Annotated in this window: 28 protein-coding genes and 1 pseudogene; 12 read left to right on the plus strand and 17 right to left on the minus strand. The window is 47.4% G+C overall.

All coding sequences use genetic code 11. The features are described from left to right. Window positions 1-12 precede the first annotated feature (12 nt). The 3 genes from ACKKE8_RS17435 to ACKKE8_RS17445 all read right to left on the minus strand — a co-directional run bounded on the left by ACKKE8_RS17435 (window position 13) and on the right by ACKKE8_RS17445 (window position 2,935). Entirely contained in the window at window positions 13-1,089 is a 1,077-nt protein-coding gene (locus ACKKE8_RS17435; RefSeq protein ID WP_409174188.1) for a TolB family protein, read from the minus strand. Further along, window positions 1,086-1,640: an RNA polymerase sigma factor gene (locus ACKKE8_RS17440; protein ID WP_007718835.1), complete on the minus strand. Its 555-nt coding sequence runs from the start codon at window positions 1,638-1,640 to the stop codon at window positions 1,086-1,088. Before ACKKE8_RS17440 ends, ACKKE8_RS17435 begins: the two co-directional genes overlap by 4 nt. 137 nt (window positions 1,641-1,777) lie before the next feature. Continuing rightward, the gene (locus ACKKE8_RS17445) at window positions 1,778-2,935 is read right to left on the minus strand and encodes a trans-sulfuration enzyme family protein (protein ID WP_409174189.1); all 1,158 of its coding nucleotides are present in this window, start codon (window positions 2,933-2,935) and stop codon (window positions 1,778-1,780) included. Window positions 2,936-3,061: 126 nt separating this feature from the next. Here ACKKE8_RS17445 and ACKKE8_RS17450 point away from each other — a divergent pair, with 126 nt between their 5' ends. Together ACKKE8_RS17450 and ACKKE8_RS17455 are read left to right on the plus strand one after the other, a co-directional pair. Then, window positions 3,062-3,757, plus strand: a complete 696-nt coding sequence (locus ACKKE8_RS17450; protein WP_409174190.1) for a peptidylprolyl isomerase — start codon at window positions 3,062-3,064, stop codon at window positions 3,755-3,757. Between the two features lie 228 nt (window positions 3,758-3,985). Further along, complete coding sequence (locus ACKKE8_RS17455) at window positions 3,986-4,609, plus strand: cell wall hydrolase (RefSeq protein WP_409174191.1); 624 nt, start codon at window positions 3,986-3,988, stop codon at window positions 4,607-4,609. Window positions 4,610-4,915: 306 nt separating this feature from the next. Here the strand turns inward: ACKKE8_RS17455 and ACKKE8_RS17460 are convergent. Then, window positions 4,916-5,053, minus strand: a pseudogene (locus ACKKE8_RS17460) (2-deoxy-D-gluconate 3-dehydrogenase); the annotation flags it as partial. Between the two features lie 59 nt (window positions 5,054-5,112). Between ACKKE8_RS17460 and ACKKE8_RS17465 the strand changes: the two are divergent. Further along, window positions 5,113-5,424, plus strand: a complete 312-nt coding sequence (locus ACKKE8_RS17465) for a YfhH family protein (RefSeq protein ID WP_409174192.1) — start codon at window positions 5,113-5,115, stop codon at window positions 5,422-5,424. Between the two features lie 46 nt (window positions 5,425-5,470). Here the strand turns inward: ACKKE8_RS17465 and ACKKE8_RS17470 are convergent, their stop codons facing one another. Then, entirely contained in the window at window positions 5,471-6,508 is a 1,038-nt protein-coding gene (locus ACKKE8_RS17470) for an RCC1 domain-containing protein (RefSeq protein WP_409174193.1), read from the minus strand. A 98-nt stretch (window positions 6,509-6,606) separates the two neighbouring features. Here ACKKE8_RS17470 and ACKKE8_RS17475 point away from each other — a divergent pair, with 98 nt between their 5' ends. Next, window positions 6,607-7,056 carry a DUF441 domain-containing protein gene (locus tag ACKKE8_RS17475; RefSeq protein WP_409174194.1) on the plus strand — a complete coding sequence of 150 codons (450 nt, stop codon included), beginning with the start codon at window positions 6,607-6,609 and terminating at the stop codon, window positions 7,054-7,056. Here ACKKE8_RS17475 and ACKKE8_RS17480 read toward each other — a convergent pair whose 3' ends face one another. Continuing rightward, window positions 7,057-7,365 (minus strand): iron-sulfur cluster biosynthesis family protein, encoded by a 309-nt coding sequence (locus ACKKE8_RS17480; protein WP_409174195.1) that lies wholly within the window; start codon window positions 7,363-7,365, stop codon window positions 7,057-7,059. It lies immediately after the preceding gene. A 103-nt stretch (window positions 7,366-7,468) separates the two neighbouring features. Here ACKKE8_RS17480 and ACKKE8_RS17485 point away from each other — a divergent pair, with 103 nt between their 5' ends. The 3 genes from ACKKE8_RS17485 (at window position 7,469) to ACKKE8_RS17495 (ending at window position 9,693) form a co-directional block, all read left to right on the plus strand. Beyond that, window positions 7,469-7,609: a hypothetical protein gene (locus tag ACKKE8_RS17485; protein ID WP_007718846.1), complete on the plus strand. Its 141-nt coding sequence runs from the start codon at window positions 7,469-7,471 to the stop codon at window positions 7,607-7,609. Window positions 7,610-7,671: 62 nt separating this feature from the next. Beyond that, entirely contained in the window at window positions 7,672-8,727 is a 1,056-nt protein-coding gene (locus ACKKE8_RS17490; RefSeq protein WP_409174196.1) for a DUF2515 family protein, read from the plus strand. 21 nt (window positions 8,728-8,748) lie between these two features. Beyond that, window positions 8,749-9,693, plus strand: coding sequence for a hypothetical protein (locus tag ACKKE8_RS17495; protein WP_409174197.1), 945 nt, complete (start codon window positions 8,749-8,751; stop codon window positions 9,691-9,693). On the opposite strand, the gene ACKKE8_RS17500 is transcribed toward ACKKE8_RS17495, so the two are convergent. From ACKKE8_RS17500 to ACKKE8_RS17510, 3 genes are all read right to left on the minus strand, one after another. After that, entirely contained in the window at window positions 9,660-10,589 is a 930-nt protein-coding gene (locus ACKKE8_RS17500) for a sugar phosphate isomerase/epimerase family protein (protein WP_409174198.1), read from the minus strand. The two genes, ACKKE8_RS17495 and ACKKE8_RS17500, sit on opposite strands and share 34 nt — an antisense overlap. A gap of 64 nt (window positions 10,590-10,653) precedes the next feature. Further along, window positions 10,654-11,250: a DUF1444 family protein gene (locus tag ACKKE8_RS17505; protein ID WP_409174199.1), complete on the minus strand. Its 597-nt coding sequence runs from the start codon at window positions 11,248-11,250 to the stop codon at window positions 10,654-10,656. 17 nt (window positions 11,251-11,267) lie between these two features. Beyond that, a complete protein-coding gene (locus ACKKE8_RS17510; protein WP_409174200.1) occupies window positions 11,268-12,383 on the minus strand; it encodes a DUF3900 domain-containing protein in 1,116 nt (371 codons plus the stop codon). Between the two features lie 110 nt (window positions 12,384-12,493). Here ACKKE8_RS17510 and ACKKE8_RS17515 point away from each other — a divergent pair, with 110 nt between their 5' ends. Next, window positions 12,494-13,336, plus strand: a complete 843-nt coding sequence (locus tag ACKKE8_RS17515) for a serine/threonine protein kinase (protein ID WP_409174201.1) — start codon at window positions 12,494-12,496, stop codon at window positions 13,334-13,336. A gap of 33 nt (window positions 13,337-13,369) precedes the next feature. Here ACKKE8_RS17515 and ACKKE8_RS17520 read toward each other — a convergent pair whose 3' ends face one another. The 3 genes from ACKKE8_RS17520 to ACKKE8_RS17530 form a co-directional block, all read right to left on the minus strand. Continuing rightward, window positions 13,370-13,525, minus strand: coding sequence for a hypothetical protein (locus ACKKE8_RS17520; protein ID WP_007718860.1), 156 nt, complete (start codon window positions 13,523-13,525; stop codon window positions 13,370-13,372). Between the two features lie 36 nt (window positions 13,526-13,561). After that, the gene (locus ACKKE8_RS17525) at window positions 13,562-14,806 is read right to left on the minus strand and encodes a DEAD/DEAH box helicase (protein WP_409174202.1); all 1,245 of its coding nucleotides are present in this window, start codon (window positions 14,804-14,806) and stop codon (window positions 13,562-13,564) included. A 153-nt stretch (window positions 14,807-14,959) separates the two neighbouring features. After that, window positions 14,960-15,103, minus strand: coding sequence for a hypothetical protein (locus tag ACKKE8_RS17530; RefSeq protein WP_162837736.1), 144 nt, complete (start codon window positions 15,101-15,103; stop codon window positions 14,960-14,962). A gap of 135 nt (window positions 15,104-15,238) precedes the next feature. Here ACKKE8_RS17530 and ACKKE8_RS17535 point away from each other — a divergent pair, with 135 nt between their 5' ends. After that, window positions 15,239-16,303, plus strand: coding sequence for a phosphodiester glycosidase family protein (locus ACKKE8_RS17535; protein WP_409174203.1), 1,065 nt, complete (start codon window positions 15,239-15,241; stop codon window positions 16,301-16,303). Window positions 16,304-16,338: 35 nt separating this feature from the next. Continuing rightward, window positions 16,339-16,854: a DUF6886 family protein gene (locus ACKKE8_RS17540; protein WP_409174204.1), complete on the plus strand. Its 516-nt coding sequence runs from the start codon at window positions 16,339-16,341 to the stop codon at window positions 16,852-16,854. Between the two features lie 43 nt (window positions 16,855-16,897). Here the strand turns inward: ACKKE8_RS17540 and ACKKE8_RS17545 are convergent, their stop codons facing one another. Beyond that, the gene (locus ACKKE8_RS17545) at window positions 16,898-18,469 is read right to left on the minus strand and encodes an ABC-F family ATP-binding cassette domain-containing protein (RefSeq protein ID WP_409174205.1); all 1,572 of its coding nucleotides are present in this window, start codon (window positions 18,467-18,469) and stop codon (window positions 16,898-16,900) included. 38 nt (window positions 18,470-18,507) lie between these two features. After that, the gene (locus tag ACKKE8_RS17550; RefSeq protein ID WP_409174206.1) at window positions 18,508-19,365 is read right to left on the minus strand and encodes a hypothetical protein; all 858 of its coding nucleotides are present in this window, start codon (window positions 19,363-19,365) and stop codon (window positions 18,508-18,510) included. A 207-nt stretch (window positions 19,366-19,572) separates the two neighbouring features. Between ACKKE8_RS17550 and ACKKE8_RS17555 the strand changes: the two genes are divergently transcribed. Next, complete coding sequence (locus ACKKE8_RS17555; RefSeq protein ID WP_409174207.1) at window positions 19,573-19,722, plus strand: small acid-soluble spore protein P; 150 nt, start codon at window positions 19,573-19,575, stop codon at window positions 19,720-19,722. A gap of 129 nt (window positions 19,723-19,851) precedes the next feature. Then, entirely contained in the window at window positions 19,852-20,607 is a 756-nt protein-coding gene (locus ACKKE8_RS17560; protein ID WP_409174208.1) for a hypothetical protein, read from the plus strand. Here the strand turns inward: ACKKE8_RS17560 and ACKKE8_RS17565 are convergent. From ACKKE8_RS17565 to ACKKE8_RS17575, 3 genes are all read right to left on the minus strand, one after another. After that, the gene (locus tag ACKKE8_RS17565; protein ID WP_173619577.1) at window positions 20,602-20,763 is read right to left on the minus strand and encodes an aspartyl-phosphate phosphatase Spo0E family protein; all 162 of its coding nucleotides are present in this window, start codon (window positions 20,761-20,763) and stop codon (window positions 20,602-20,604) included. The two genes, ACKKE8_RS17560 and ACKKE8_RS17565, sit on opposite strands and share 6 nt — an antisense overlap. Window positions 20,764-20,885: 122 nt before the next feature. Then, on the minus strand, window positions 20,886-22,295 hold the full coding sequence (gene lpdA, locus ACKKE8_RS17570) for a dihydrolipoyl dehydrogenase (RefSeq protein ID WP_409174209.1): 1,410 nt from the start codon (window positions 22,293-22,295) through the stop codon (window positions 20,886-20,888). Window positions 22,296-22,301: 6 nt separating this feature from the next. Continuing rightward, the gene (locus ACKKE8_RS17575; RefSeq protein WP_409174210.1) at window positions 22,302-23,690 is read right to left on the minus strand and encodes a dihydrolipoamide acetyltransferase family protein; all 1,389 of its coding nucleotides are present in this window, start codon (window positions 23,688-23,690) and stop codon (window positions 22,302-22,304) included. Window positions 23,691-23,716 lie beyond the last annotated feature (26 nt).

The following is a 23,716-nucleotide window of genomic DNA, read 5'->3' on the forward strand; positions in this document are numbered from 1 at the left end:
TTGTTCCTCCGCTCATTTTCGTGACGCCAAAGAGATAACCAGTTGTTGCAGCTGATCATGGCGTGAGATAAGCAGCAAGTGCTTACCTTTGTTTGCCCAGTTGCCTTTGATCAGCTCTTCAGACGACTGGTTTCGCAATGGTAACTCGCGCGTCACAAAAGGCTCTTCACTCACGTTTACTTCCATCAGCGTTCCATTTGGGTGTGTATAGGTTAATCTCGTATCAGAGCTCCACGATGCCCACTGTCCCACTGCAAGCGAGGTAACTTTCCCCGTCCGCATTTCCATCAGCTGTACTTCACCGGCTTTATTGAAGGCAAGCAAACTTCCATCTGGTGACCATTCAGGCTGAGAACCTTCAACAAGCTTCCATTCTTGGAACGATACTGTGCTGCTCACCCAAATTTCTTCGACGTCATTTTTAGAGCGGGTAAAGGCAAGCGAATCATCATGTTCAGACCAGCTTGGTGAAGAGTATAATACCCCTTCTTCTTCCTTCAGCAATCGGCTGCTTCCCATGCTGTAAGTCGTAGGCATCTCCACAATCCATATCCGCGATAATTTTTTATCCTGCTCGACGACTGCGATTTGCTTCCCGGAATTAGACCATGCTACCCCGATGTATTTTCCTTCGGTTGGCGGCAGCTTGATCGTGACTGGCTTTAATTCCTCATCGATTGGCATGGTTTTCAGCTCTGCATTGTTATTGATGTATGCTAGCTGAGTGGCTTTCCGGTCAATATCAACAAGCTCCACAATTGCTTGTGCTGGCAGCTTAAGTACTTCATGCTCCCGAACGGCAAGAGAGGTATTGTTCCACCACACAAATCCGCCTATGGCAAGGGTGAGAGCAGCAGCAGCGATTCCGCTCCAAACCAGCCTCCCCCACTTTTTGGGTGTGGCACTTGGAACTTTTGCCTGTTTGGCTTCGAGGTCTCTCATTTTCTGGAGCAATTGTTTTTTGAGGTCTGATTTTAACTGATAATTGACAGGAACTGATCCGCGCATCTGCTTCAAATGGGCTAGGAGCTGGGTTACGGTCTGATCATCCGATTGATGATCCTGGGGGTGCTTCTCCTCTTCTCTCATTCGGAGTCCCCCCTCTCATACATCTTCTGAAGTTTTTGTAATCCGCGATAAGAAATCATTTTGATACTCGATTCTGTTTTGCCGAGCACCTCAGCTACCTGACTGATTTTGAGGTCAGCAAAGTACCGGAGCATCAACACGTCGCGCTGATCCTGAGACAACAAGTCCAGACGATCACGAAGCTGACGAATCTCTTCATTCGTCAGTGCCTGCCGTTCCGGCTGCCATGTGTCGTCCGGTTCTGCTCCTAGAAAATCTTCCTGGTCGACCGGTAACTCCCTGTTTTTCCGCATAAAATCCACATATGTATTGTGAGCAATTCGAAAAATCCATGATGCGAAAGGACTTGTTCTGCTATATTGCTCGAATTTTTCTAGCGCTTTTAAAAAGACCACGGTGGTCAAATCATCGGCATCCCACGTACTTTGAACCCGGCATCGTAAATACCGGTTGACGCGATCAAAATATTCGTCATACAGTTCCGTAAATGGACGAGATTCATAATAATCTCCGGATGATGGCCCCGACGGTTGCTTCATAGCCATTCCCATTTGCGTTTTCCTCGGTTTCTTCCAGACTGAAGCATGCTCTCAGAATGGACTTTCTCCACTACATTCTGAGACTACTCTAACTAAGTATTACGTATTTCTTAGGAAGAAAGTTTCATAATGCGGCAAAGTTTTTTGAATTATTTCCCTAATGCGGCATCTAATGCTAACTGAATGTCTTGAACAGCCTCGATTCCGACCGATAACCGTACCAGTCCCATCGTGATTCCCGTTTCCTTGCGCTGCTCTTCAGAAAAAGCACGGTGGGACGTCGTAACAGGATGAGATACACTCGTCTCCACACCTGCAAGAGACGGAGCCAGCTTGATCCAGTCAAGTGCCCGGTAAAAGTCGTAGATCTTCGTCTCATCTGCCAGAACAAAGGATACCATTGCCCCCTGCTTTTGCCGTGAAAAAAAGAAGGTATCCGTAGGACTTGGGTAATACACTTGTCCAACTGCAGGATGCTCACGAAGAAACGCAGCGATCTGGCTGGCATTATCGCATTGACGCTCCATTCTCACTGCCAATGTTTTCAAACCACGTGATGTCAACCAGGCCTCAAAAGGACTGAGCGATGCACCGTAGTTGGCTACGATCTCTGTGGCACGCTTGATTGTCGCCTGTGATCCAACCAGAACACCTGACGTCACATCACTATGTCCACCTATGTATTTGGTTCCACTATGTACCACGAGATCTGCCCCGAATGAAATGGGTTGTACCAAATACGGGGTCGCAAACGTATTATCTACCATGACGGTTAAGCCAAGACTCTTTGCTTCCTTGATCCAGTAAGGCAGATCCACAACAGTCAATAGCGGATTGGTGATGGTCTCCAGGAAAAACAGCCGCGTAGTTGGGCGAACATGATCGGCAAGCTTTGTCATTTGACCAAGCTGGATGCACTCGAGCTCGATCCCAAATCGCGACAGCTCTTTGTGCAGTAGCGCATAGGTACCGCCATAAATTTCATGGGAAGCCAGCACGTGACCACCAGGGGCCAGAACGGCAAGTAAACCCGCCATGATCGCTCCCATACCGGATGCAGCACTGACACCTGCTTCTGCACCTTCTAAAACAGCGATTGCACGAGCCAGCTCAGCTTGGTTGGGATTGCCATTTCGGGTGTACAAGTATTCTCCTTCGCCGACATAGTACTGTTCTACTTCTTCCAAGCCTTCGAAGGCAAAAACGGAGGTTTGATAAATCGGTGTAGCTTTGCTCCTTACTTCCCGCAAAGGGTCATGTCCGATATGTACCGTTTTGGTCTCAAATCGCTCTGCCACATTGATCACCCTTTTTTCCCAATCATACCATGAGAGATTGGAAAGAAAACTAGCGGATTGGCAAAAGCTCGACTATTTGTGTTATAATTCGAAACCGAACCACCCAACAGTATGAAACAAAGGAAGGTGCATAAGATGAGAAAGATGATGACAACTCTGTTCACATGTCTGACGGCAATCGCCTTGGTTACGGGTTGTTCTACAGGAAGCAATGAAGCAGCTCCTAATCAACCGACTACGCCAGCAGAGAAACCAGCATCCAAAGAGCCAGCTAACCCACCGGGTCCAACCGGAGAGAAGAAATACGAGAAGGCTCCGGCTATGCAGATTGACAAAGCAAAGGACTATCAAACGAAAATCTCTACTTCTATGGGAGACATTACGATTGATCTGTTTGAAAAAGATGCCCCAATTGCTGTCAATAACTTCGTTTTCCTCGCAAAGGACAAGTACTATGACGGCATCACGTTCCACCGCGTCATGAAAGACTTCATGATTCAAACAGGCGATCCATTAGCAAATGGCATGGGTGGCCCTGGTTACACGTTTGAAGACGAATTGAAAAATGGTCATAAATATGAACCAGGCGTGGTTGCCATGGCGAATTCCGGTAAAAACACGAATGGTAGCCAATTCTTCATTGGTTCTGGACCTGACGTGACAGGATTGGACAACTCTCCGAAATACACGATTTTCGGAAAAGTTACGGGTGGCATGGATGTGGTTCAAAAAATTGCAGGAACAAAAGTAAAGAAGCACCCACAAACGGGTGAACCAAGTGTTCCTGAACAAACAATTACCATTAAATCGATCACGATTACGGAAAAATAAGAGCAGCCTCAAACTGCACATGAAAGCCACTTTCTCAACAGGAAAGTGGCTTTTTTTATAGAGAAAACATCCGTTTATGAAAGCACTTTCACAAACTACGCGATATTGTAAATAGTTCTATGGAACCAATTACCTCTTGAACCATTCCGATAAGACCGATAGACTTGCAAAAGACCTGATTCGCTTCCGCAATCAAAACGCAAAAAGCGAAAAGGAGTGGTTCACACCATGTTGACACGAGAAGCGCCAACGCGCTTTTTCTTCTTTTTGAACAGTTTTGGCTTGATGCTGTTATGCTTATTTGTCACACCGACAAGTGCAATGGCACCACAACCAGTACAAATTCTCCCTGTTCTCGATCGTGCACAGGCGCCATCGGAACAAGTTTCAAAGAAGGAAAAGAAACCAGCCACATCTGCTACAGCAGTAAAACGCGAGTCTGTGCAGGTTAGTCGTGATAGTCGCCCAAAAGTGGTTCGCAATGGAAAAGTCAAGGTTTCACAGAGAGATATGGAACTGCTCGCCCGGTTAGTGTATGCGGAAGGCCGGGGAGAACCGTATGAAGGACAGGTAGCGATTGCTGCCGTTGTATTGAATCGGGTTGCTTCAGATGAATTTCCAAATACGGTACGGGAGGTTATTTATGCTCCCAATGCGTTTTCGCCTGTCCATGACGGCAATTTGACACATAAATCAAATGAAAGTACGAGAAAAGCGGTCCAGGACGCAGTGAATGGAAAGGATCCGAGCAATGGCTCCCTGTACTTCTTCAATCCGAATACGGCTACATCCAAGTGGATTTGGTCACGCCCTGTAACGGTTGAGATTGGTAACCATCGTTTTGCTCGTTAACGCACTACTTACAGAAAAAATTTAATAATACTTTATTTTTATTTTATTGATGTTTTACTTTTGCTTGCTATGTTGTAGGTGTAAGCACTTTTTCAACGCATTGAGAAAAAGTTCGATTATCTTCTTTGGATGACTTTTTAACGTAAGCATGTTTAGATCGATCTTTCAATCTGAGTATGCCTACGCTAATAGCTTTGATTGATTGACTGTTTTGGGTGAGAGCAAAACAGTCATAGAACAATCAGTCGTTCTTTTTCTCAATCGCCCCCAATAATTAGGCATTCCCAACTGGGAATGCCCCTTTTTTTATGAAAACCCGTATATTGACATACCGCCATCAACCGAAATCGTTTGCCCCGATATGTGTGAAGCTGCATCAGAGGACAAGAAAAACGCAGGTCCTACCAAATCTTCGTCGCTAAGCAAGCCCTCCGTTAGTGGTGTACATCGCCTTTTCCCTTGTCTTTTGCTACAATATACCTGTATGGAAAGGGGGCAGTCCGTTGCGTTTGTACAGTCAAATGACACTCGCCGAGCTGCAGGAGGAAATGGAGCGCCTGCACGTCGAAGCGAAAGAGAAAAAGAAGCTTGGTGATTACTCACAGCTTGCGATCATTACACAAAAGTACTTTATGGCGAAATCGTACTATTTAGGAACGGGTGAGTTCCGAATCGGCAGCAAATACAGTGTGCCTGATTACGATCAGCCGTTTACAATTGATTATTTCAACGGCGTATTTGCTTGGGGACGTTTCCCTGATTCGGACGAACAGACAGGTTTTCCAGTAGGAATGCTGGAACTATGGTTTGATTAATGGAAAGTAGCTTGTTAGACCTCAATTCAATGAGGTCTATTTTTTATTACTCTAACCAAATCTTTGGCTTCTCACCGAGCTTCCAGAACCAAATGCGTCCATCCTCGGTTTTCGCTAACGTTACGTCCGTTCCTGCTGCAATTGCAACGACTCGTTCCATCACTTGGACAGGGGTCGTACCTACTGTTTTCCCCCATAGCCATAACGTATTGTCGTTCCGGATTGCCGCGGAATGCGATGCGCCAGTAGCGATCATCTTGGCATCGCGAAAAATTGTCCCCCAAGTTGTCGCTTTGTCGCCGAGTCCATGCGTGCTGAGCGGTCCGAAAATATTGCCACCCGTACCTTGCACGTCTCCATTCTTTTTCAAGAGGATCGCATGGCCGGTGTGCCCTTTGACCTGAACGGCATCCTCAGCAACTTTCACATAATCAGTCGTACTCTCTAGTCGGCCGTCTCCGTACTGACCTCTGTGGGCAAGACCTTTCACGAATACGTGTCCTTGCTCCGTTATGTAATAGTCCGCTCCGTCCCCGATGCTCGCGTACACAATGCCTCCAGAAGCAATTTGAACCCCCTCTTGATCCGGCGCTGCAAATCTCCACAGGCTTCCGTCTTTTCTAATCACGAACAATCCGGTTTTTCCGGCGGAGAAGAAGGCAACTTGACGAGTAACCTCCCTGGCATCCTGTGCTTCATCCGTCCACGAAACTAGCGTACCGGAAGACAATAAGGCGTAGCTCACATGATCACTTACACCTACTTGTATGACGTTGTCAAGCATAAGCTTCGGTTTTTCGTTGCCACTCCAGCCGTATACTTTCCCATCCTTCATGGCGAGATGGCGATCGTAATAGGAGGCAAGCTCAGCTGATCGGTCAAGCTTGTGAAATTGCGAAAATTCCGCCTCATTTGAACGCTCACCTTTTGTTGTTGAGTTGTTTAGCGGCGTAAGGGATTGCGCTGACTTAGGTGCAGACGAGGCTTTTTGGAGAACAGGTATGAAGTCCTGAACCGTTCCGAATCCGATTAGGACAAAGATCAGAATGAGTCCAGTTATTACGGCTGGCAGTCGACTCTTCATGAATCTCCCACTCCATTTCAGTTAGAATTTTGTCCGTCCGGCACAAGCTGCTTTCTCTTGGATATACTAACAAAAACAAAGGGGAGCGACCAATACTTATGGACTGGATTAGTATCATTCTCTTAATCCTTTTAGCACTCGGTGTCATTGGAAACAACGCAACCGTGTCCATTGCTGTCGCTCTCCTTCTTCTCATGAGACTCCTGTCGCTGGATCGATTTTTCCCGCTTCTCGAACAGCATGGGTTACAGCTCGGTATCATTGTACTGACTGTAGGAATCATGGCTCCGCTTGCTAGCGGCAAAATCGATCCGTCCTCTATCCTTGAAATTTTTACGAATTGGCGTTCGATACTCGCCGTTGCTGTCGGTATGTTTGTCGCTTATCTGGCTGGAAAAGGAACGGTTTTGATGACGCAAAACCCTTTGATCGTTACTGGCTTGCTACTAGGTACGATCGCTGGTGTCACTTTTTTCCGCGGTGTTGCAGTCGGTCCTTTAATTGCAGCAGGTATTCTCGCCTTTATTTTGCAATTTCTCCCGAAGTGATTAGCTCCAGCGCTCTTTCAACTGAAGGCCATAGGCCAGAATCTGCTGTGGTGTAACCATGCGAAAGCCTTGCTGCGCACGGTAATCAATCGTAAGCATATCAGACCCGATATAGGCAATGGTTTCGCGATCTATCAGAAACGTCAAAGAATCGACATGGTAGACTTCATCTTCTGGACCTTGAGTATCCCACCACAACGCATACTCTACATTCATCCCGCAGCCACCGACTAGCTCACCGTTGATCCGAATGGTCTTGTCTGTATTGGCCATGCGTTCTGCTGCCTCTTTTGTTACTTTCACGATCATGTTCTTGATGCCACCTTTCTCATGATTTTCCAGTTTGCTGAATGCATCATCTCTTCCATGATAGCATACAATGCTTGAAAGGCAGCAGAAAGGACGATCACCTATGAACATCTACGAACAAGATGGGATTTTTGTCGCTGAAACGGAGTTCCAATCGGAGCACGTTGTCATTTTTGCGAATACGTGGGAGGAAGCCAAGGAAAAACTACTCGTTCGGCTTCTGGTGCTAGAAATGATTGGTTGAATGAAAAGCGGGTCGCCAACTGGACCTGCTTTTTTCAATCCCGAATCCACAAGGAGCTATCCATGACATACAAAACAGCAACGACAATCGACGAGCAGCACCTGGTTGCTCAAATCAGACAAGCAACAACCAAAGCCAATCGCAACAATGTCACCCGCACACAAGCATACCTCGCCTTTTATCTCGAACACCAAGAGGTTCACTGGGCGTTATTGGCCCATCTGGTCTCACGAAATGGCGGGTGGAGCATGACCGATTTAAAAGGAGAATGGCTACCGCTTATTATGGATGCACAGGCGATCCAGCCCTTTTTTTGGTTTTTGGAAAGAAGTAACTGGCTGATTTTTCACGATGCCTATCCGCAATTACTTCTCTATGCGGAGATGAAACGAACGGGGACAGATTTAACAAAGCTTTTGGCGCCACTTGGTGTTTCAGTCTTTATGCAATCGTATTGGCAAGAGTTCCTCACTTCCAGAGACAGCGCGCGCCTTTCACATGCACTCATCGTCAATGAACAGCAGTATATCGAGCAACGTGTCGTACAGAAGCCATTTACACTGAATCGTATTTTCGCTTCGTTTGCTTTCGTCGCCCAATCTGCTCTCTCGATGAATCAAGTGCTCATTCCTTATAAAGCACATCCCACAGACCGCCGACTAAACTTAATTGGGTTGAATGTCCATCATTTTTCCGATGTCCGTAACCGCATTCAGATTGGAAAGACGTTGTACCAGAAATTATTTGGGGATCGTTTTCGCTTCGAGAAAATCGTCTCCTACTGCTCTCGTATTCCTCATACAGGCTCACGAGCGGATTATTGGCCGCATTTGTTCACACCTCATCCTCCTTCTTCCACCACAGAAGATGAGTACCAACTGCGATTGGATGGACATGAGTTACTAGAAGGGAGTCCGAAGATTTACAGTCCACGTCTTCAAGATGCATGGGCTGATTATGGACACGATCCGGCAGATGGGGTAGATTGGTTTCGAGATGAAAAATGGCACAAGGTCGTGAAAGAACCTGCTTCACTGCCTTCCATCGACAGTGATTCTTATGTGCGTTCCTTGCAATGGATCGAATACGGAGTCAAACTCGTCTCAGCAATCACGTAGCTTGGAGAGGAGGTCAGCCTCATGGAAAAATGGATGCAAGAAATGGCGTTGAATCAAACAAATTTATTGCTATCCTGCCAATTGCCGAGCGGTACCTTTCGCCTTGGCCCCAAACGTGATCAAATCAATCCGTACTTCACTAACCTCGGAATTATTTCCCTCATCCGCATGAAGGAGGTAGAGGCTGTTCACGGTCATCTCAATTGGTATTTGCGAAACCTGAATGCGGACGGCTATATCAATGATTTTCGTATTGAACAAGGCAGGGAAATCGATACCGGCACAAATGATAGCGAAGATAGCTACCACACCACTTATTTCAGCCTGCTTGCGGAATGGATACGAGCAACGGGACATATGGACTGGCTGCATCTCAACCACGCCAAACTCTTGTCCCTTCTCCAAGCAGTTGCACGCCTTCAACAGAAGGACGGTCTGACCTGGGCGAAGCATTCGTATCGGGTCAAATATTTGATGGACAATTGCGAGGTGGCCAAGGGGTTGGCAGATGCTTCGTATTTATTTTCGTTGATCGGAGATGTGGAGGCTGCCGAGGAAGCGGCTGCACGCGCCAAAGCCTGCGAGCTCGGTATCAGTGGAATGTACAGTCGGATTCGCAAGTCATATGCGATGTATGATCGTACGTACCCCGGCTGGCGAAAATGGTACCCGGACGTCACCTCGCAAGCTTTTCCCATTGTCTACAGCTTGACAGATGCAAACACCGCCTCGCTGCTTTACCAAAGGATCACAGACGCTTTCCCGCATTTTGATACGTTTCAGACTGGTGATTTATATCCGTGGATGACGATGGGAGTATGCGCGCAGTTGATGGGTGATAAAACACGGGTGAAGACGATGCTCGTGACCGCCACAGACTTGTACATACACGGTCCTAGGTACCCGTACTGGCTGATTCAAGATGCCGGGCGCTATATTGAGTTATTACTGGAAGTAGACTCATGAGGCTCAGATAGGAGTTGCTTCACCCAACGATAGCAACTCTCCAGCTGTTCGTCCGTTACTTGGTCGGAACGATGCTCGAACATAATCTTAACGTGCGGGTTTTCCTTCCGGATGATTGTCAGGTAGTCCTCAATCGGGGCCCATCCTTCATCCGGTTTGCATTCGGGAAGAACGGGAAAGTGAACGAATTCAACCGTATTAGCGGTCATCTTCATACTCTTCAAATGAATGCTCCACGCGTATTTTGCATACGTTTGGATGATTTTACGGGCATCGAAAAACGGGTCGATTTTTTCTTGCAGGAATAATCGCCCAGTGTCGAGACAGAGCTTGATCGTTGGATACTTCTGTAGCAAGCGCTCTAAAAATTCTGTCTTATACACATATCGGTTGAGTGCATCAAATTCAAGGACTGGCGTGAAGCGAAACTCCTTGCCTTTCTCAGCCAACCACGCAAACAGCTGCTCACTGCGACTTTGAAACTCCGCTTCCGTGTAGGCATGCTCCCATACATAATCTCGCGAATCATGAAATCTCCATACACTCCAGTCGACGCGATCATCCAAAATGACTGGCTTTGGATAATGGAATAAGACATAGGTTGGCTGAATGAATGCCATATACCCCAGTTCCCTCTCTATCCTCTCAAATGCCTCGGCTCTCGTCTGATCATGAGCATCCATGAATAAAGCATCCCGCAGCACGAATTGACCTGCACGCAGAGGAAAATGAACACCGATCGCAAATCCTTTTGCTTGAGATTCACGCTGTAGTAGTTCGATATCCTCCTCCGAATCAAACAAACATGCCTCTATTCCGTAAAAGCCCTCCTTAAAATCTCGCGCGTATTTTGTCTGATCAAAACCTCCATATTGACCAATCATGAAATTTTTCATTCGAGGGTTTCCTCCTCTTTTCCGGCGGTATAGAAAACGCGGGAAAGCTATCCCCGCGCTTGCTCTACTTTCTTTCAATTTTCGTACCTGAGTCGTGCGTCACCACGAGAAATGGGGTCAATTCCCCTTCCTCCCAATAAAAAGGCAAGACAGAAATCGGCACTTGCCCTTTCGAAGCAAAATCATAGGTGAGACGCGCTAACAGGTGGGCCCCGGCTTCTCCTGTCATATCCGCCACGATCAGCACATCCTGATGCGGAATCGCGACACCAAGCGAGTCTCCTTGCTTCTTCTGATCCATCTCCGCCAGAAATGAATCAAGCAAAATTCGGCTTGCCGCGTAACCATCTGCCGGACTAATAAAATGGATGCGCTGAGCCCCTACCTCTTGTGACTTTACCGAAAAGGGGAGCTTTTGCAAGTTTTCCATCGCGTATGAATGAAGCTGCTCGCTCGTCCAGCCTGCTTCCTCCAGCATCCGCTTCTCAATCAATGCGTAGCCTTCGCCTTGATCTAGGGCGTACAGTACGTACGTATCAGCTGTATGCTCCTTCACCACCCAACGCTCCGGGTACTTGTTGATCATAGAAGCATGTCGCAAAACCGGATAGATGCTATGCTCTTGGCCGCTTACTCTTAGTTGTCGATCCAACTCCCTCACTCCCTTCCCTTCGTTTATTACCAAGGTGGATTATCATCGTCCTCCGTAGGCGTGCTCACCGGGGTATAGGCAACGTTCTGGCTTCTCTCTTCGATTTCTTTCACGATGTCCGTCAATGCCTTTGGCTTTAAAAACTCAACAGGGGACATGCCACGCTCGAACTGTAGCTGCTCGCCCTCTAACAGCACCAAATAACGCCCGTTCACTTTGGCGATATGTAGGCTGGTGCCGTAATCGGCCAATAACGTGCGGATCTGCATATGATCGAGCTTGAACTTCAGCTCGACCTCTGGTTGGCGATCTGTAATGATTTGCATCGCTTCCATCACGGTCTCATGCTCCCATTTTTCTGCGAGCTCCCGCTTAGGACTTGCGGCAATGAGTTCAATCGCTTCTTCTTCCCGTATCCGGTCTTCAGACTCTTCGGGATACGTATATTCGATGTGCTGTCTGGCCAATGAAATGACTTCTTCAGAGACGATCTGCGTCATCGTTTGCGGATACTCGATAAAACGCAGAAATTCCTCGAAATACCGGGCGTGGGAGAACTGATGAATTTTCACATGATACGGGTCATTCATTCCCGATTCGATCATGTACGGATACATCAGCGATTTCATGTTTTTGGCATTAATCGCCATGCGTACATTCGATATGAGGCTCTTCTCATCTGTGATGACCGCTGTTTTTTGTTCGAAATCGCATTTTAAAATAAAGACATAGCGCTCGTCAATCAGCTCTAACCTCGTCCGGACCACAATCATGACCCCGCCTCTCACCTGAGAGGTTCGCAAATACGACTGAATCAGCTCCTGACAGGGCTCTTTGCTCTCCCCTGACGTTTCGGCTGCCAACAATCGATTCAAGAGGGCATAGTTGGGGTTCGAGTCCAATGGATGTCCAGGCTCCAACACAAATTGCCCCAGCTTTGTCGGCGTGCCTTCTGTCTTCGGATTCATCTCGACTTTTCTTTTCGCAATCCGGGCGAATTCCCCATCGAGAAAATCTTTCAGCTCGCTTCTCTGATATTCATCATGGCTCAAATAGCGCGTCATCCGCACTTGCTTAATGCCATCCTCCTCTTCAGGCTGTTCCATTAGATAAAAGGATAACCAGTCAATTGTAAAATTCATACCCTTCGCTCCTGTCTGCATGTAACGAACTGATTATAGCAAACCTATTGAAAAAAAGGTCAGCTTTTTCAAATCATGATAAGATGAAGAGAGGAGGGGAAAATCACACAATGTGGACTCGTATGAAGTCATGGTGGAACGAAACGATACGCGATAAACCGTATCAGCCCGGCCACCTAGCAGGTCAGTATGAAATAACAAAAGTATTAGGGATGGGAAGCTACGGGATCGCTTATCTCGCCACGCACAACCCTACAGGTAATCAGGTCGTGCTGAAACAAGTGAAACCAAGCCTGCGGCACACTCCAAAAGGAGAAGCCATGCAAGCGTATGAAAAAAAGGTGCTGATGTCCCTCTCGCATCCGCAAATCCCTCGCTGTCTGGATTCCTTCTTTTATCGGCAAGACTCGTTTATGGTCATGACTTATATAGCAGGCCCGACACTCGAAGACATGTTGTTTGATCAAAATATCGTAGCTGATGAGCAAAAATGCGCCGAATGGATCCGCCAAATCGGGGAACTCGTGGCTTACCTCCATGAGCAAAATGTGATTCACCGCGACGTACGCATCCCCAACGTCATCTGGAAAGAGGACAAGCCGTACCTGATTGATTTTGGCCTCGCTCGATTTGTTGGTGATCGTCCGACTTATACAGCTGATACCCTTTCCGCCTACCCGTCTGAAAAACAATTGAAGCGAGAAGTTGCTCCTTCCAGTGATTTGTACGCATTGGGACATTTCTTTTTATTTTTGCTCTATTCCGGGTACGAATCGGAACCGGACGCACCTGAAAAAAGCTGGGAAGAGGAGCTCTCGTTATCCCCTTCCATTCGCATGATGATTCGGCGCTTGTTACAAATGGACGCCCCTTATGAAAGCGTACATGATTGGCTAAGAGAGTTGGACCGCTATTTGATCCACTCCCACGAAAAAAGAGCAGGGCATCCGTAGACGTCACGGATTCTCCCTGCTCTTCTTCGTCATTCATTCTGCAATCGGCTCTTGTTTCGCCTGTTCCATCTTTTCCTTCAGTTCCCCTGCTTCCTGGCGCAGAACTTGTCGTTCGTGTTTCGTCAGAACTTCTCCACCAACTGTGCCATTTACCAGCAAATCCTCTTCATATAACCGATCTTTGCGCATGGAAACCTCCTGCAGACAAGTTGTGTACTTCTTGTCCTACTTTGTTCCAAAGCTGCCCTTCTTATGTGCACGATTTAGATTCCGTTTTGCAGGGCTCGTATTTTTGGTTGGAGCTCCTGACTTTTGTGCTGGCGTGGGCTTTCGTACAGGACGCGGATCTTCCAGCGCTCCGTGCGTCATGAATTTTTCAGCAATCGGCAAGCCTGTTTGCTTGGAAAATTTTTCGATGATAAAACGTTCCTGTGTCGTAATGATCGAAAATACCAGTCCGGCACGCCCCATACGCCCAGTTCGGCCACTGCGATGAATATACGTGTCAGCGTCCGACGCAGGATCGTAATGAACAATACATTCCACACCTGGAATATCGATACCACGTGCCGATACATCTGTCGTAATCAACACGGGGAATGCTCCATCCCGGAATTGTTGCAGGGTGCGGGCACGCTCTTCTTTTGTAGCATCACGGTGCAGGAATCTGCAAGGCAAATGGTGGTAGTTGAGCTTCGATACAATCTCGTCCACTTTTTCGATTTGATTGACAAAAACAATCGAGGAGCGAACATTGACGAGGCGCAACAAACGACGGAGCGTGTCCACCTTTTTGCGTGGGTCGGTGACCAAATACATATGTGCGACTCCAGCAGCGCCTTCTGGTGCTGCTGCGCGAATAACGGCAGCATCCTTTGTAAAAATTTCAGCCGTATGTACGACTTCCTCTGCAATTGTCGCTGAGAATAGCAGACGTTGTGTATCACGCAGTGTTTTTTTCATGACCTCTTGAACTGGCTTGCCAAAGCCCGCATCCAGCATTCGGTCTGCCTCGTCGACAACAACTGTCTTCACTTCATGGACCTTTAGCTTGCGCTGCTCAATCAGCTCCAGCAGCCTTCCTGGTGTTGCTACGATCAATACAGGCTTCTTTTTCAGTCTCTCGATTTGGCGTTTCACATCGACTCCGCCAATAATGGACATCACGGCCGTGTCCTTCCCTGGCAGAAGGCTTTCTGCTTCCCGCGCAATCTGAACAACGAGCTCATGCGTCGGTGCGAGTACGATAGCCTGTACATCTTTTTGCTCCATATTGATTTTCGATAAAATCGGCAATAAATAAGCAAACGTCTTGCCTGTCCCAGTCGGTGATTCAATCAAGGCATCTCGACCAGCCATAATCAACGGGATGGCTTCACTCTGTACAGGTGTCGGTGTTTCCATTTTTCGCTCTCGCAATATAGTCAACAGCGGTGCGCTAATTTGTAAATCTGCAAACGTGGTGCTCACAAAAACCCTCCTGGCATAAATTCGTGCATTGGGTAAGCTTACCACACTTTGCAGGTAGAAAACAGAGGTAAGCCAGTCCTCGTGAGGTAAGGTCCATTTAGAGGTAGATAAAAACAGGCGAAATCCGCATTGGACTTCGCCTGGACCTTCCTTCTACCCGTTATTCGAATCGAAACGGGTTTCCTGCTTCTCACCCTGGTCTTGACGGTCCCGGCTGGTGGTTTGGTTACGTGTCCCTTTTGGACTTTCCATGTACTCCTCTACTTCCTTTTGAAACGCCTCATCATAGTCACGCACACCTATCACCTCCTGTCCTATATTTTGACCAGAGTGATCACATATTATTTTCCTGAAACCTTTTTCCCGGTCATGCGTCTCTTCATATAGGAATGATAGTCCTAGTACAATTTGTCAGATGGATGTGAATAGTGAATGGAGACGTTGTCGCGCACTCGCACACACAAGCGAGCCAAGCGCAAAAGACCATGGCGTTGGGTCAAGAAATGGATGCTCGGCACTGCCTTAACCTGTACAACCCTAGCTCTACTGGGAATTATTTTTTTATTTGGAACGAAAAACGGAGCAGAATTACGTGAGTGGGCGGCAGGCACTTTGTTGACAACACAGCATGATTACTGGGCCCCCTATACGTTTTTACCTGATGAAAAACTGAAAGAACTAAAACAGCAAATTACACATCCAACCGTTATCAATTCCGAAGGCACAGGCACGGCAGGACCTCCAGTTCCGCCGAAATCGAATCTGGTAACCGTCACACTTCCGGAGAAACCAAAGGAGCTAATCGAGATTGAGGAAATTGATGTCTCGAAAGGCAGTTATTACTTTAAAGGAAAAATCATGTACATTAGCGACCCGAGCAGAGTACGGCTCGTCGTCACGAATCGCAAGGACCGTGGAGATTTGCTCGATGAGTTTGTAAAGAAAACAGGAGCCATCGGGATCGTCAATGCGAGCGGATTCGCTGATCCAGACGGATACGGCAAAGGAGCGCGTGCCTACGGCGTCGTCATTCACGACGGAAAGATTTTGCAGGGTTACAATCCGAGAAGCGGAGAAACCGCGTTGGGGCTTACCTATGACGGTAAACTGATTACAGGCAGCTACTCGGCTGAACAACTTGTAAAGATGGGCGTGCGTGACGCTGTGAGCTTCCGTCCGCAGTTGATTGTAAACGGCAAAAATATGTTTGAAGGAAAGCCAGCCAAGAGCTGGGGCATTCAACCGCGTACCGCGATTGGACAAAAAGAAGACGGGACGATCGTATTTGCTGTCATTGACGGACGACAGCCCGGCCACTCGATCGGCGCAAGCATGAACGATATGGCGGAAGTATTAGCTGAGCGCGGTGTGGTTACAGCAATGGCCATGGATGGTGGTTCCAGCTCCATGATGCTGCACAACGGTGAAGCCATCACGAAGACGTCTTCTCCGTATCATCGAGGTCGCTATTTGCCAAATGCGTGGGCTGTTTTTTAAAGAAGTGTTGAGGGAATCGAGGAGGTCACTGATTTATGCAAAGACTCTTTCATTATAGTGAAGACCCGACTATTACGATCTTTCAGCCTCGCGCCCATCCCTCCCACCCCACACTTGCTCCGGCTGTATGGGCGATTGATGAAGCACGAGCGCCAATGTATTATTTACCGCGAGATTGCCCGAGGATTTGCTTTTACCAAAAAGCAGATTCCGAGTCAGCAGACATCGAGCGCTTTCTGGGCTTGACGAGTGCCAAAATGGTCATCGCTATCGAAAGCAAATGGTATCCCGTGCTTACACAAACAAAGCTATATGAATATACCTTCTCACCAGAATCTTTTTATTGCTGGGACGAAGGCGCGGGCTACTATTTGTCAAAGGAAACTGTTACGCCACTAGACGTAAGGCCATTAGGAGACCTCGTGTACTGCCTTAGCCAAGCGGAAATTGAATTGAGAATCACTCCGTCACTGTTGCCGCTTCGAGATTCATTGCTACAAAGCAGTCTGCACTTTTCCATGATCCGTATGCGAAATGCGTCGCTCACATAAAAAACAGGCAGTCTCACCCAATGGTGACTGCCTGTTTTTGTTTTTACAATTTAATCGGTGTTTTTGCTTGCTCCAAGCTCCATTTCTCAACATCCCACGTTTGCGTAACCCAATCCTCATAAAATTCAGGTTCGTGACATACGAGAAGAACGGTCCCTTTGAACTCCTTCAAGGAGCGTTTGAGTTCTTCCTTGGCTACAACATCCAAGTGGTTCGTCGGCTCGTCAAATACCAGCCAGTTGCTTTCGCGTTGCAGTAATTTACAGAGACGAACTTTTGCTTGCTCTCCCCCGGACAGTGCATTCATATTCCGGTTGATGTGCTCATTTTTCAAACCACAACGTGCAAGCGCTCCGCGGACCTCATGGTTATTCATGGAAGGGAAATCATTCCATACATCATCGAGTGCGGTAATTGGCTTCGCCTTTACTTCTTGCTCGAAGTAAGCAGGATGGAGGAAGTCGCCTTTCTCCAGCTTTCCATCCAGCGGAGGAATCACACCCAGCAACGTTTTCAATAGGGTAGACTTACCGACACCGTTCATGCCGACAATTGCTACTTTTTCACCGCGCTCCAGCTTCACACTCAGCTTTGGCAACAATGGATGAGAATATCCGATCTCCAAGTTTTCAGCCTCGATGACAAAACGGCTACTTGCCCGGGATTCCTTAAAGATAAACGAAGGTTTGGCAGCTGTTTCCGGCTTGTCGATTCTGTCCATTTTATCAAGTTGCTTTTGACGGCTCTTCGCGCGACCGGTAGTAGAAGCACGAGCTTTATTGCGCGCAATAAAGTCTTCCATTTTCGCGATTTCTTCCTGCTGCTTCTCGAACGCATCAAAATGCTGGCTGCGTTTCGTCTCGGACTGAGCCAGGAAGGATTCGTAGTTCCCTGTGTAACGATTCAGCTTGGTAAATTCCAAATGATAAATCACATTCACGACTTCGTTCATGAAGGTCGTGTCATGGGAAATCAGCATGAAGGCATAAGGATATTCCTTCAAGTAGTTTTTCAGCCACACGATATGCTCTTCATCCAAGTAGTTCGTCGGCTCATCCAGCAAAAGAACGGTTGGTTTTTCCAGCAACAATTTTGCCAGAAGAACCTTGGTACGCTGACCACCAGAGAGCGATGCTACATCACGCTCCAAACCGATTGCACTCAAACCCAAAGCGTTGGCGATTTCATCTACTTTCGCATCGATCAAATAAAAGCCGCTTGTTTCCAGCTTGTCTTGAATTTCTCCCATGCGCTCCAGCAATTCTTCCAGTTCCTCTGGAGTTGCCTCGGCCATCTTTTCACCAATCGTCATCAGTTCAGCCTCTTGCTCCAACAGCGGCAGGAAGGCGTCCTTTAGTACGTCACGAATCGTTTTACCAGCTTGCAGCTTGGTATGCTGATCCAAATATCCGTATTCGATTTTGGGCATCCATTCAACACGACCATTATCAGGCAAGTTTTGGCCTGTCAAAATCCCCATCATCGTTGATTTTCCAGTACCATTTGCGCCTACGAGTCCTACACGGTCATTCGGTTGCAAACGGAAAGACACATCGCGAAACAACACACGGTCCCCAAAGCCATGGGACAAATTCTCTACAATCAAAACACTCATGCTCTATTCTTCCTCCTGATCTGTTTCCTCTTTGAGGCTTACAACAAAATTCTTTCAAAAAAAGTAGGAGCGTACCGTGCCACATAAGATTCGCCCGTAAATACCAATTCGTCCAGCCGGACACGCATATCCTGAAGGTTGACCCTTTCCCCGGCGATGTTCAAAATCGCGGCTCGTGTCATCACCCTCAAAATATTGACTTCTGTAGCCAGCTTGTCACCAAAAAGCTTGCCGCTATGCACAATCTCTGAGCGATGATTGTACGATTTTTTCACAAACTGTGCAATCCGTTCACGCTGCAAGGCGGTTTCTCCAAAATAGTACGCCATTCGGACACGCAATTTATAGGTAATCTCGCCTTTTTTGCCATCGGGAACGAACAATGATTCCAATGCAATCCACAGATCCAACAGCTGATCCTCGTAGTTTTTCTTCTCCAGCGAAAGCGCATAGCGACGAAAAGCAAGGGATGGCAGCTTCTGTTCGATTAATGAAGTAAAAATGCCCGCAGCTTCATCATCAAATGTGTACTTGTCACCATCTAGCGATCGCTTCAAATACGTAATGCCATACATATTGCCATTGACGGTGATGATGTAAGGAATCGAACAAGTACCCGTTGTGGAAGCTAGATTCAGCTTACTTTCGATTTCTTCAATCCACACCCGATCATCCGTTACTTTCATCTCTTCGTGATCCCCAACTAAAAATAAACTGCTGGGATCTACACGCAAATCAAAGGTTCGCTTGTTCTCGTCCATCTCATTGCGCAAGAAACGAGATGCGATCTCATATGGCCTCTTTGCGCCTGATATGAGCGTGTACGAATTAGGCAAATCGATCCGAACGGGCTGCGCTGTTGTTGAATTGAATACGGGGGCGATTAAGACCGGCATAGTTCTCGCTCCTTCCAGACCAGCAGAGCTCGTTTATTGTTTACATAATAAATATTATGTTCTATAAACAGTATCGTGCCATTCTGTAGTTTTGACAACATATCAATTCCTTCTAAATGTGAACATGCTTCCTTATAGAATACCAGCATTTCCTATGATTCGTCATCATGTGTTTACGCCAAACTAGGTAAAGAAGGAGTTGATTTTATGGAAAAGGACCATATTCTTGATGAAAATCCGCATCAAACTTACAATAATGAAGCTCGACCGCTGGAACAGACTGGCGATCCCCAGCCCGGATCTAAAAAAGTGAAGCAGCAAAATCATTCACGCGCCATTCGAACACGTGAAGGATAATGAATGGCACCCGGCTCTATTGCAGTCGGGTGCCTCTGCCCTTCCTTTTTTTTACATCGAAAAAGATTGAATTGTCCCACAAGGATGCACTATGATAAATTTAGTATCCTTGATGGAGGTTAAGTGAAGATGATCACCATTCCACTTCCGGGCAACCATAGCCCTCTTTCCAATTTGATCAGCTATAGTGTTTCCCCACTGTACGAGATGGCTGCTAGCTTGTATACACTCGCCCAAGAGACACCTCCCGAGCGATTTGCGTATTGGACCGAAGAAAAGTTAGAGCAGTTTGAGTCAGCCCGTCTTTTAAAAGAATGGGGTTATTTTGTCCCCCTCTTTCGATATGGGATCCCAGACTCATTTGACCCCCTACATACAAAAGGTGTGATGGCTGTCGATGATCAGTATGAGTACTTCGTAACACTTCCCACTGATCATTTTGTGCGCAGCATGAAACCGATCTTGGAGGAGTGGATTTCGCATCACGATACTCCTCTGGTTGCCTTCGATTTAGAAGAGGATGCCGATTATGTGAAAGGCCGTTTCAGCCTGTTCGTTTCATCTTATTGGCAGTTATTTTTTGAGGCGAATTGGGAGGCGATTGCTCCAAAATTCGTGCGTGAAGCAGAACGGATTTATTACTCTTTACAAGGAATCGAATCCCTTACCACCTATCTGCAATCCATTTCTCCCGCAATTTCCTATGACTCAGAATCTCACCAGCTTACCTGTCCGAGTAAGGGTCCAAGCTACGATGCGCAGCATCTCATTCTTTATCCTAGCTATTATTATGCCAAAGAGCCCACGCTTACGAAAAAAGGCTGGAATGCCCATTTGCTGTTTTCTATCTCGGAAGTTCCCACTCAACCAAAAACGCCCTCATGAAGGGCGTTTTTCATGTTGCATATGTGCGACAATCAATTTATCTAATTGTTGGCTGATTCTCACGATTTCAGGGTCAAGAAAATTGTAACCTGCATTTTTTGCTGCGCGCTCTAGCTTTAGTCGCAAGTCATCAATCATCTTACTCGTAGTTTCCATGCTGCAGACCCCCACCTAACGTTGTCTCCCACTATTTTACATTAAATAAGAACAGGTGGAAAGGGTAAGATGTGGAAGAAAAAGCCTTGTACCCATTTCCGGCACAAGGCTTTTCCCACTTCCTATTTCATGACGTGGATCGGACGACCCAGAGCCAATTCAGCAGCTTCCATTGTTACTTCACCCAGTGTTGGATGTGCGTGGATGGTCAGCTCGATATCTTCGAGTGTTGCGCCCATTTCGATCGCCAATCCGATCTCTGCGATGATATTGGATGCTTCTGGACCAACGATTTGCGCACCCAATACGAGATTCGTCTCTTTTTCTGCGATCAGCTTCACGTAGCCTTCGCCTGCATTTACAGACAGAGCGCGACCATTTGCTGCGAATGGGAAACGACCTACAACGTAATCGATGCCTTTTTCTTTTGCTTCTTTCTCATTGATTCCTACGCTTGCGATTTCTGGATCGCAGAATACAACCGCTGGAATCGCCTTGTAGTCTACTTCTGCTGGATGGCCAGCAATCGCCTCAGCAGCAACTTTGCCTTCGTAGGAAGCTTTGTGAGCCAATGCAGGACCTGCTACGATATCCCCGATCGCGTACACGTTAGGAATGCTCGTGCGGCCTTGCTTGTCAACAACGATCAACCCACGGTCAGTTACGTTCATGCCGATATCGCGAATACCGAGTTCATCTGTATTCGGACGGCGTCCAACAGTAACGAGTACGTATTCCGCCTCGATTTTTTGCTGCTCGCCTTTTACTTCTGCAGTCACGATCACACCGTTTTCTGTCTCTTCCATTCCTTGTGCCAGTGCTTTTGTATGGATGGTAACGTCGAGCTTTTTCAGCTTGCGTTCCACCAAACGTGGCATGTCTGGCTCAAATCCTGGCAAGATTTGATCGGAACCTTCCAAAATCGTAACTTTTGTACCAAACTTCGCAAACACAGTACCAAGCTCGATACCGATGTATCCGCCGCCGATTACCACGAGGCTCTTCGGCAGTTCAGTCAAGGACAGCGCTTCAGTAGAAGACATTACGCGTTTGCCAAACGGGAATGCAGGCAACTCGATTGGACGCGAACCAGTTGCAATGATGCAATGCTGGAAGCGATAACGGTTGACATCATAACCGTGGAATACACGTACTTCATTTTCACTTACGAACAGTGCTTCACCAGGGATTACCTGGATTTTGTGGCCTTTGAAGAGGGAGCCTACGCCACCAGTCAGTTGCTTCACGATGCCGCTTTTCCACTCTTGTACTTTGGCAAAATCCACTTTTACATTTTCCATGGTGATACCCATGGATTCTGTATGTTGTGTGTGCTCATATGTGTGTGCAGCGTGGATCATCGCTTTGGAAGGGATGCAACCTACGTTCAGGCACACGCCGCCCAGCTCAGCTTTTTCCACGACAGCTACTGTTTTACCTAGTTGAGCTGCACGAATCGCTGCAACATATCCACCTGGACCGGCACCGATTACGAGTACGTCAACCTCTGTAGTAAATTCACCTACTACCATTGTCTCTTATCCCTCCATGACGAGCAGCGTTGGGTTTTCGAGGAGCTGCTTCACGTAGTTGACGAAACGCTGTGCAGGTTCGCCATCAACCAAGCGGTGGTCAAAGCTCAAGGACAGGTGCAACATTTGACCAACCGCGATTTCTCCGTTTTTCACAACTGGTTTTTCGCTAATGCGGCCAACACCCAGAATTGCTACTTCTGGATAGTTAATGATTGGCGTGAAGAACATACCGCCCGCAGAACCGATGTTTGTGATGCTGAAAGTAGAACCTTTCAATTCATCAGCAGTCGCTTTGCGGTCGCGTGCTTTCTTCGCCAGCTCGCCGATTTCGCCTGCGATTTGGAAGATGGATTTGCTGTCAGCGGATTTCACAACTGGAACGAGCAAACCGTCTTCTGTCGAGGTAGCGATACCGATGTTGTAGTACTTTTTAAAGATGATTTCTTGTTTTTCATCATCGATAGAAGCGTTGAGTTCTGGGAATTTCTTCAGACCAGCTACAACTGCTTTCACGATCATCGGCAGGTAAGTCAGCTTCACACCACGCTCTTCCGCAAGTGGCTTCGCATCTTTACGCATAGCGACAAGCGCTGTAACATCCACTTCGTCGAAGATCGTTACGTGTGGTGCTGTGTAAGCAGATTTCACCATTGCTTTCGCGATTGCTTTACGCATACCTTTCAGCGGAACGCGCTCTTCCAGCTCGCCTGCTTGAGGTGTGTGGTGAACAGTTGGAGCCGCTGCTGCTTGTGCTACACCTGTAGCTGCTGCAGGAGCCTCAGTTGCTACTGGAGCTGCCACTGCTTGTGCAGTTGGTGCTGCTGCTCCACCAGATACGAAGCGATCTACGTCTTCGCGTGTGATGCGACCCAATTTGCCTGTACCAGGTACATTAGCCAATTGAATGCCTTTTTCACGAGCGTATTTGCGAACAGAAGGTGTAGCCAACACATGCTTACGGTCAATCGGTGCCGCTACTGCAGTTGCAGTTGCTTGTGCCATTGGCGTTTCGAGAGCTTGGTTCGCATTTGCGCTCACTTGGGAACCGATGTCGCAGCCTGGCTCCATTTTGTCTGCAGCTTGAGGCGCTGGTGCCGCTTCAGCAGCGTGGGAATCGCCATGACCATGGTCTGGCAGGTTCGGAATTTCGCCTTCTACGTCAAACTCGATCAGTGGATCGCCGACTACAGAAACCGTACCCTCGGTTACTTTCAGGTCGATAACTTTCCCTTTAACAGGCGACGGTACTTCTACAACCGCCTTGTCATTTTGTACTTCCATGATGACTTGGTCTTCTTCTACGGAATCTCCGGGCTGTACGTGCCATTTGACGATTTCGCCTTCATGGATACCCTCGCCGAGCTCCGGGAGTCTGAATGTAAAACGACTCACAGTATCTCCTCCTTATAACACTTCGC

It is taken from the genome of Brevibacillus fortis (genome assembly GCF_046196545.1).
GTDB classification, from domain to species: domain Bacteria; phylum Bacillota; class Bacilli; order Brevibacillales; family Brevibacillaceae; genus Brevibacillus; species Brevibacillus fortis_A.

Coding starts and splice junctions, on each gene's coding strand:
- ACKKE8_RS17475 (WP_409174194.1), top strand. CDS start 6,607: ATGGACTGGATTAGTATCATTCTCTTAATCCTTTTAGCACTCGGTGTC.
- ACKKE8_RS17490 (WP_409174196.1), top strand. CDS start 7,672: ATGACATACAAAACAGCAACGACAATCGACGAGCAGCACCTGGTTGCT.
- ACKKE8_RS17495 (WP_409174197.1), top strand. CDS start 8,749: ATGGAAAAATGGATGCAAGAAATGGCGTTGAATCAAACAAATTTATTG.
- ACKKE8_RS17480 (WP_409174195.1), bottom strand. CDS start 7,365: ATGATCGTGAAAGTAACAAAAGAGGCAGCAGAACGCATGGCCAATACA.
- ACKKE8_RS17485 (WP_007718846.1), top strand. CDS start 7,469: ATGAACATCTACGAACAAGATGGGATTTTTGTCGCTGAAACGGAGTTC.
- ACKKE8_RS17565 (WP_173619577.1), bottom strand. CDS start 20,763: ATGGAAACTACGAGTAAGATGATTGATGACTTGCGACTAAAGCTAGAG.
- ACKKE8_RS17520 (WP_007718860.1), bottom strand. CDS start 13,525: ATGCGCAAAGATCGGTTATATGAAGAGGATTTGCTGGTAAATGGCACA.
- ACKKE8_RS17450 (WP_409174190.1), top strand. CDS start 3,062: ATGAGAAAGATGATGACAACTCTGTTCACATGTCTGACGGCAATCGCC.
- ACKKE8_RS17535 (WP_409174203.1), top strand. CDS start 15,239: ATGGAGACGTTGTCGCGCACTCGCACACACAAGCGAGCCAAGCGCAAA.
- ACKKE8_RS17560 (WP_409174208.1), top strand. CDS start 19,852: ATGATCACCATTCCACTTCCGGGCAACCATAGCCCTCTTTCCAATTTG.
- ACKKE8_RS17540 (WP_409174204.1), top strand. CDS start 16,339: ATGCAAAGACTCTTTCATTATAGTGAAGACCCGACTATTACGATCTTT.
- ACKKE8_RS17435 (WP_409174188.1), bottom strand. CDS start 1,089: ATGAGAGAAGAGGAGAAGCACCCCCAGGATCATCAATCGGATGATCAG.
- ACKKE8_RS17555 (WP_409174207.1), top strand. CDS start 19,573: ATGGAAAAGGACCATATTCTTGATGAAAATCCGCATCAAACTTACAAT.
- ACKKE8_RS17515 (WP_409174201.1), top strand. CDS start 12,494: ATGTGGACTCGTATGAAGTCATGGTGGAACGAAACGATACGCGATAAA.
- ACKKE8_RS17545 (WP_409174205.1), bottom strand. CDS start 18,469: ATGAGTGTTTTGATTGTAGAGAATTTGTCCCATGGCTTTGGGGACCGT.
- ACKKE8_RS17455 (WP_409174191.1), top strand. CDS start 3,986: ATGTTGACACGAGAAGCGCCAACGCGCTTTTTCTTCTTTTTGAACAGT.
- ACKKE8_RS17470 (WP_409174193.1), bottom strand. CDS start 6,508: ATGAAGAGTCGACTGCCAGCCGTAATAACTGGACTCATTCTGATCTTT.
- ACKKE8_RS17440 (WP_007718835.1), bottom strand. CDS start 1,640: ATGGGAATGGCTATGAAGCAACCGTCGGGGCCATCATCCGGAGATTAT.
- ACKKE8_RS17500 (WP_409174198.1), bottom strand. CDS start 10,589: ATGAAAAATTTCATGATTGGTCAATATGGAGGTTTTGATCAGACAAAA.
- ACKKE8_RS17550 (WP_409174206.1), bottom strand. CDS start 19,365: ATGCCGGTCTTAATCGCCCCCGTATTCAATTCAACAACAGCGCAGCCC.
- lpdA (WP_409174209.1), bottom strand. CDS start 22,295: ATGGTAGTAGGTGAATTTACTACAGAGGTTGACGTACTCGTAATCGGT.
- ACKKE8_RS17510 (WP_409174200.1), bottom strand. CDS start 12,383: ATGAATTTTACAATTGACTGGTTATCCTTTTATCTAATGGAACAGCCT.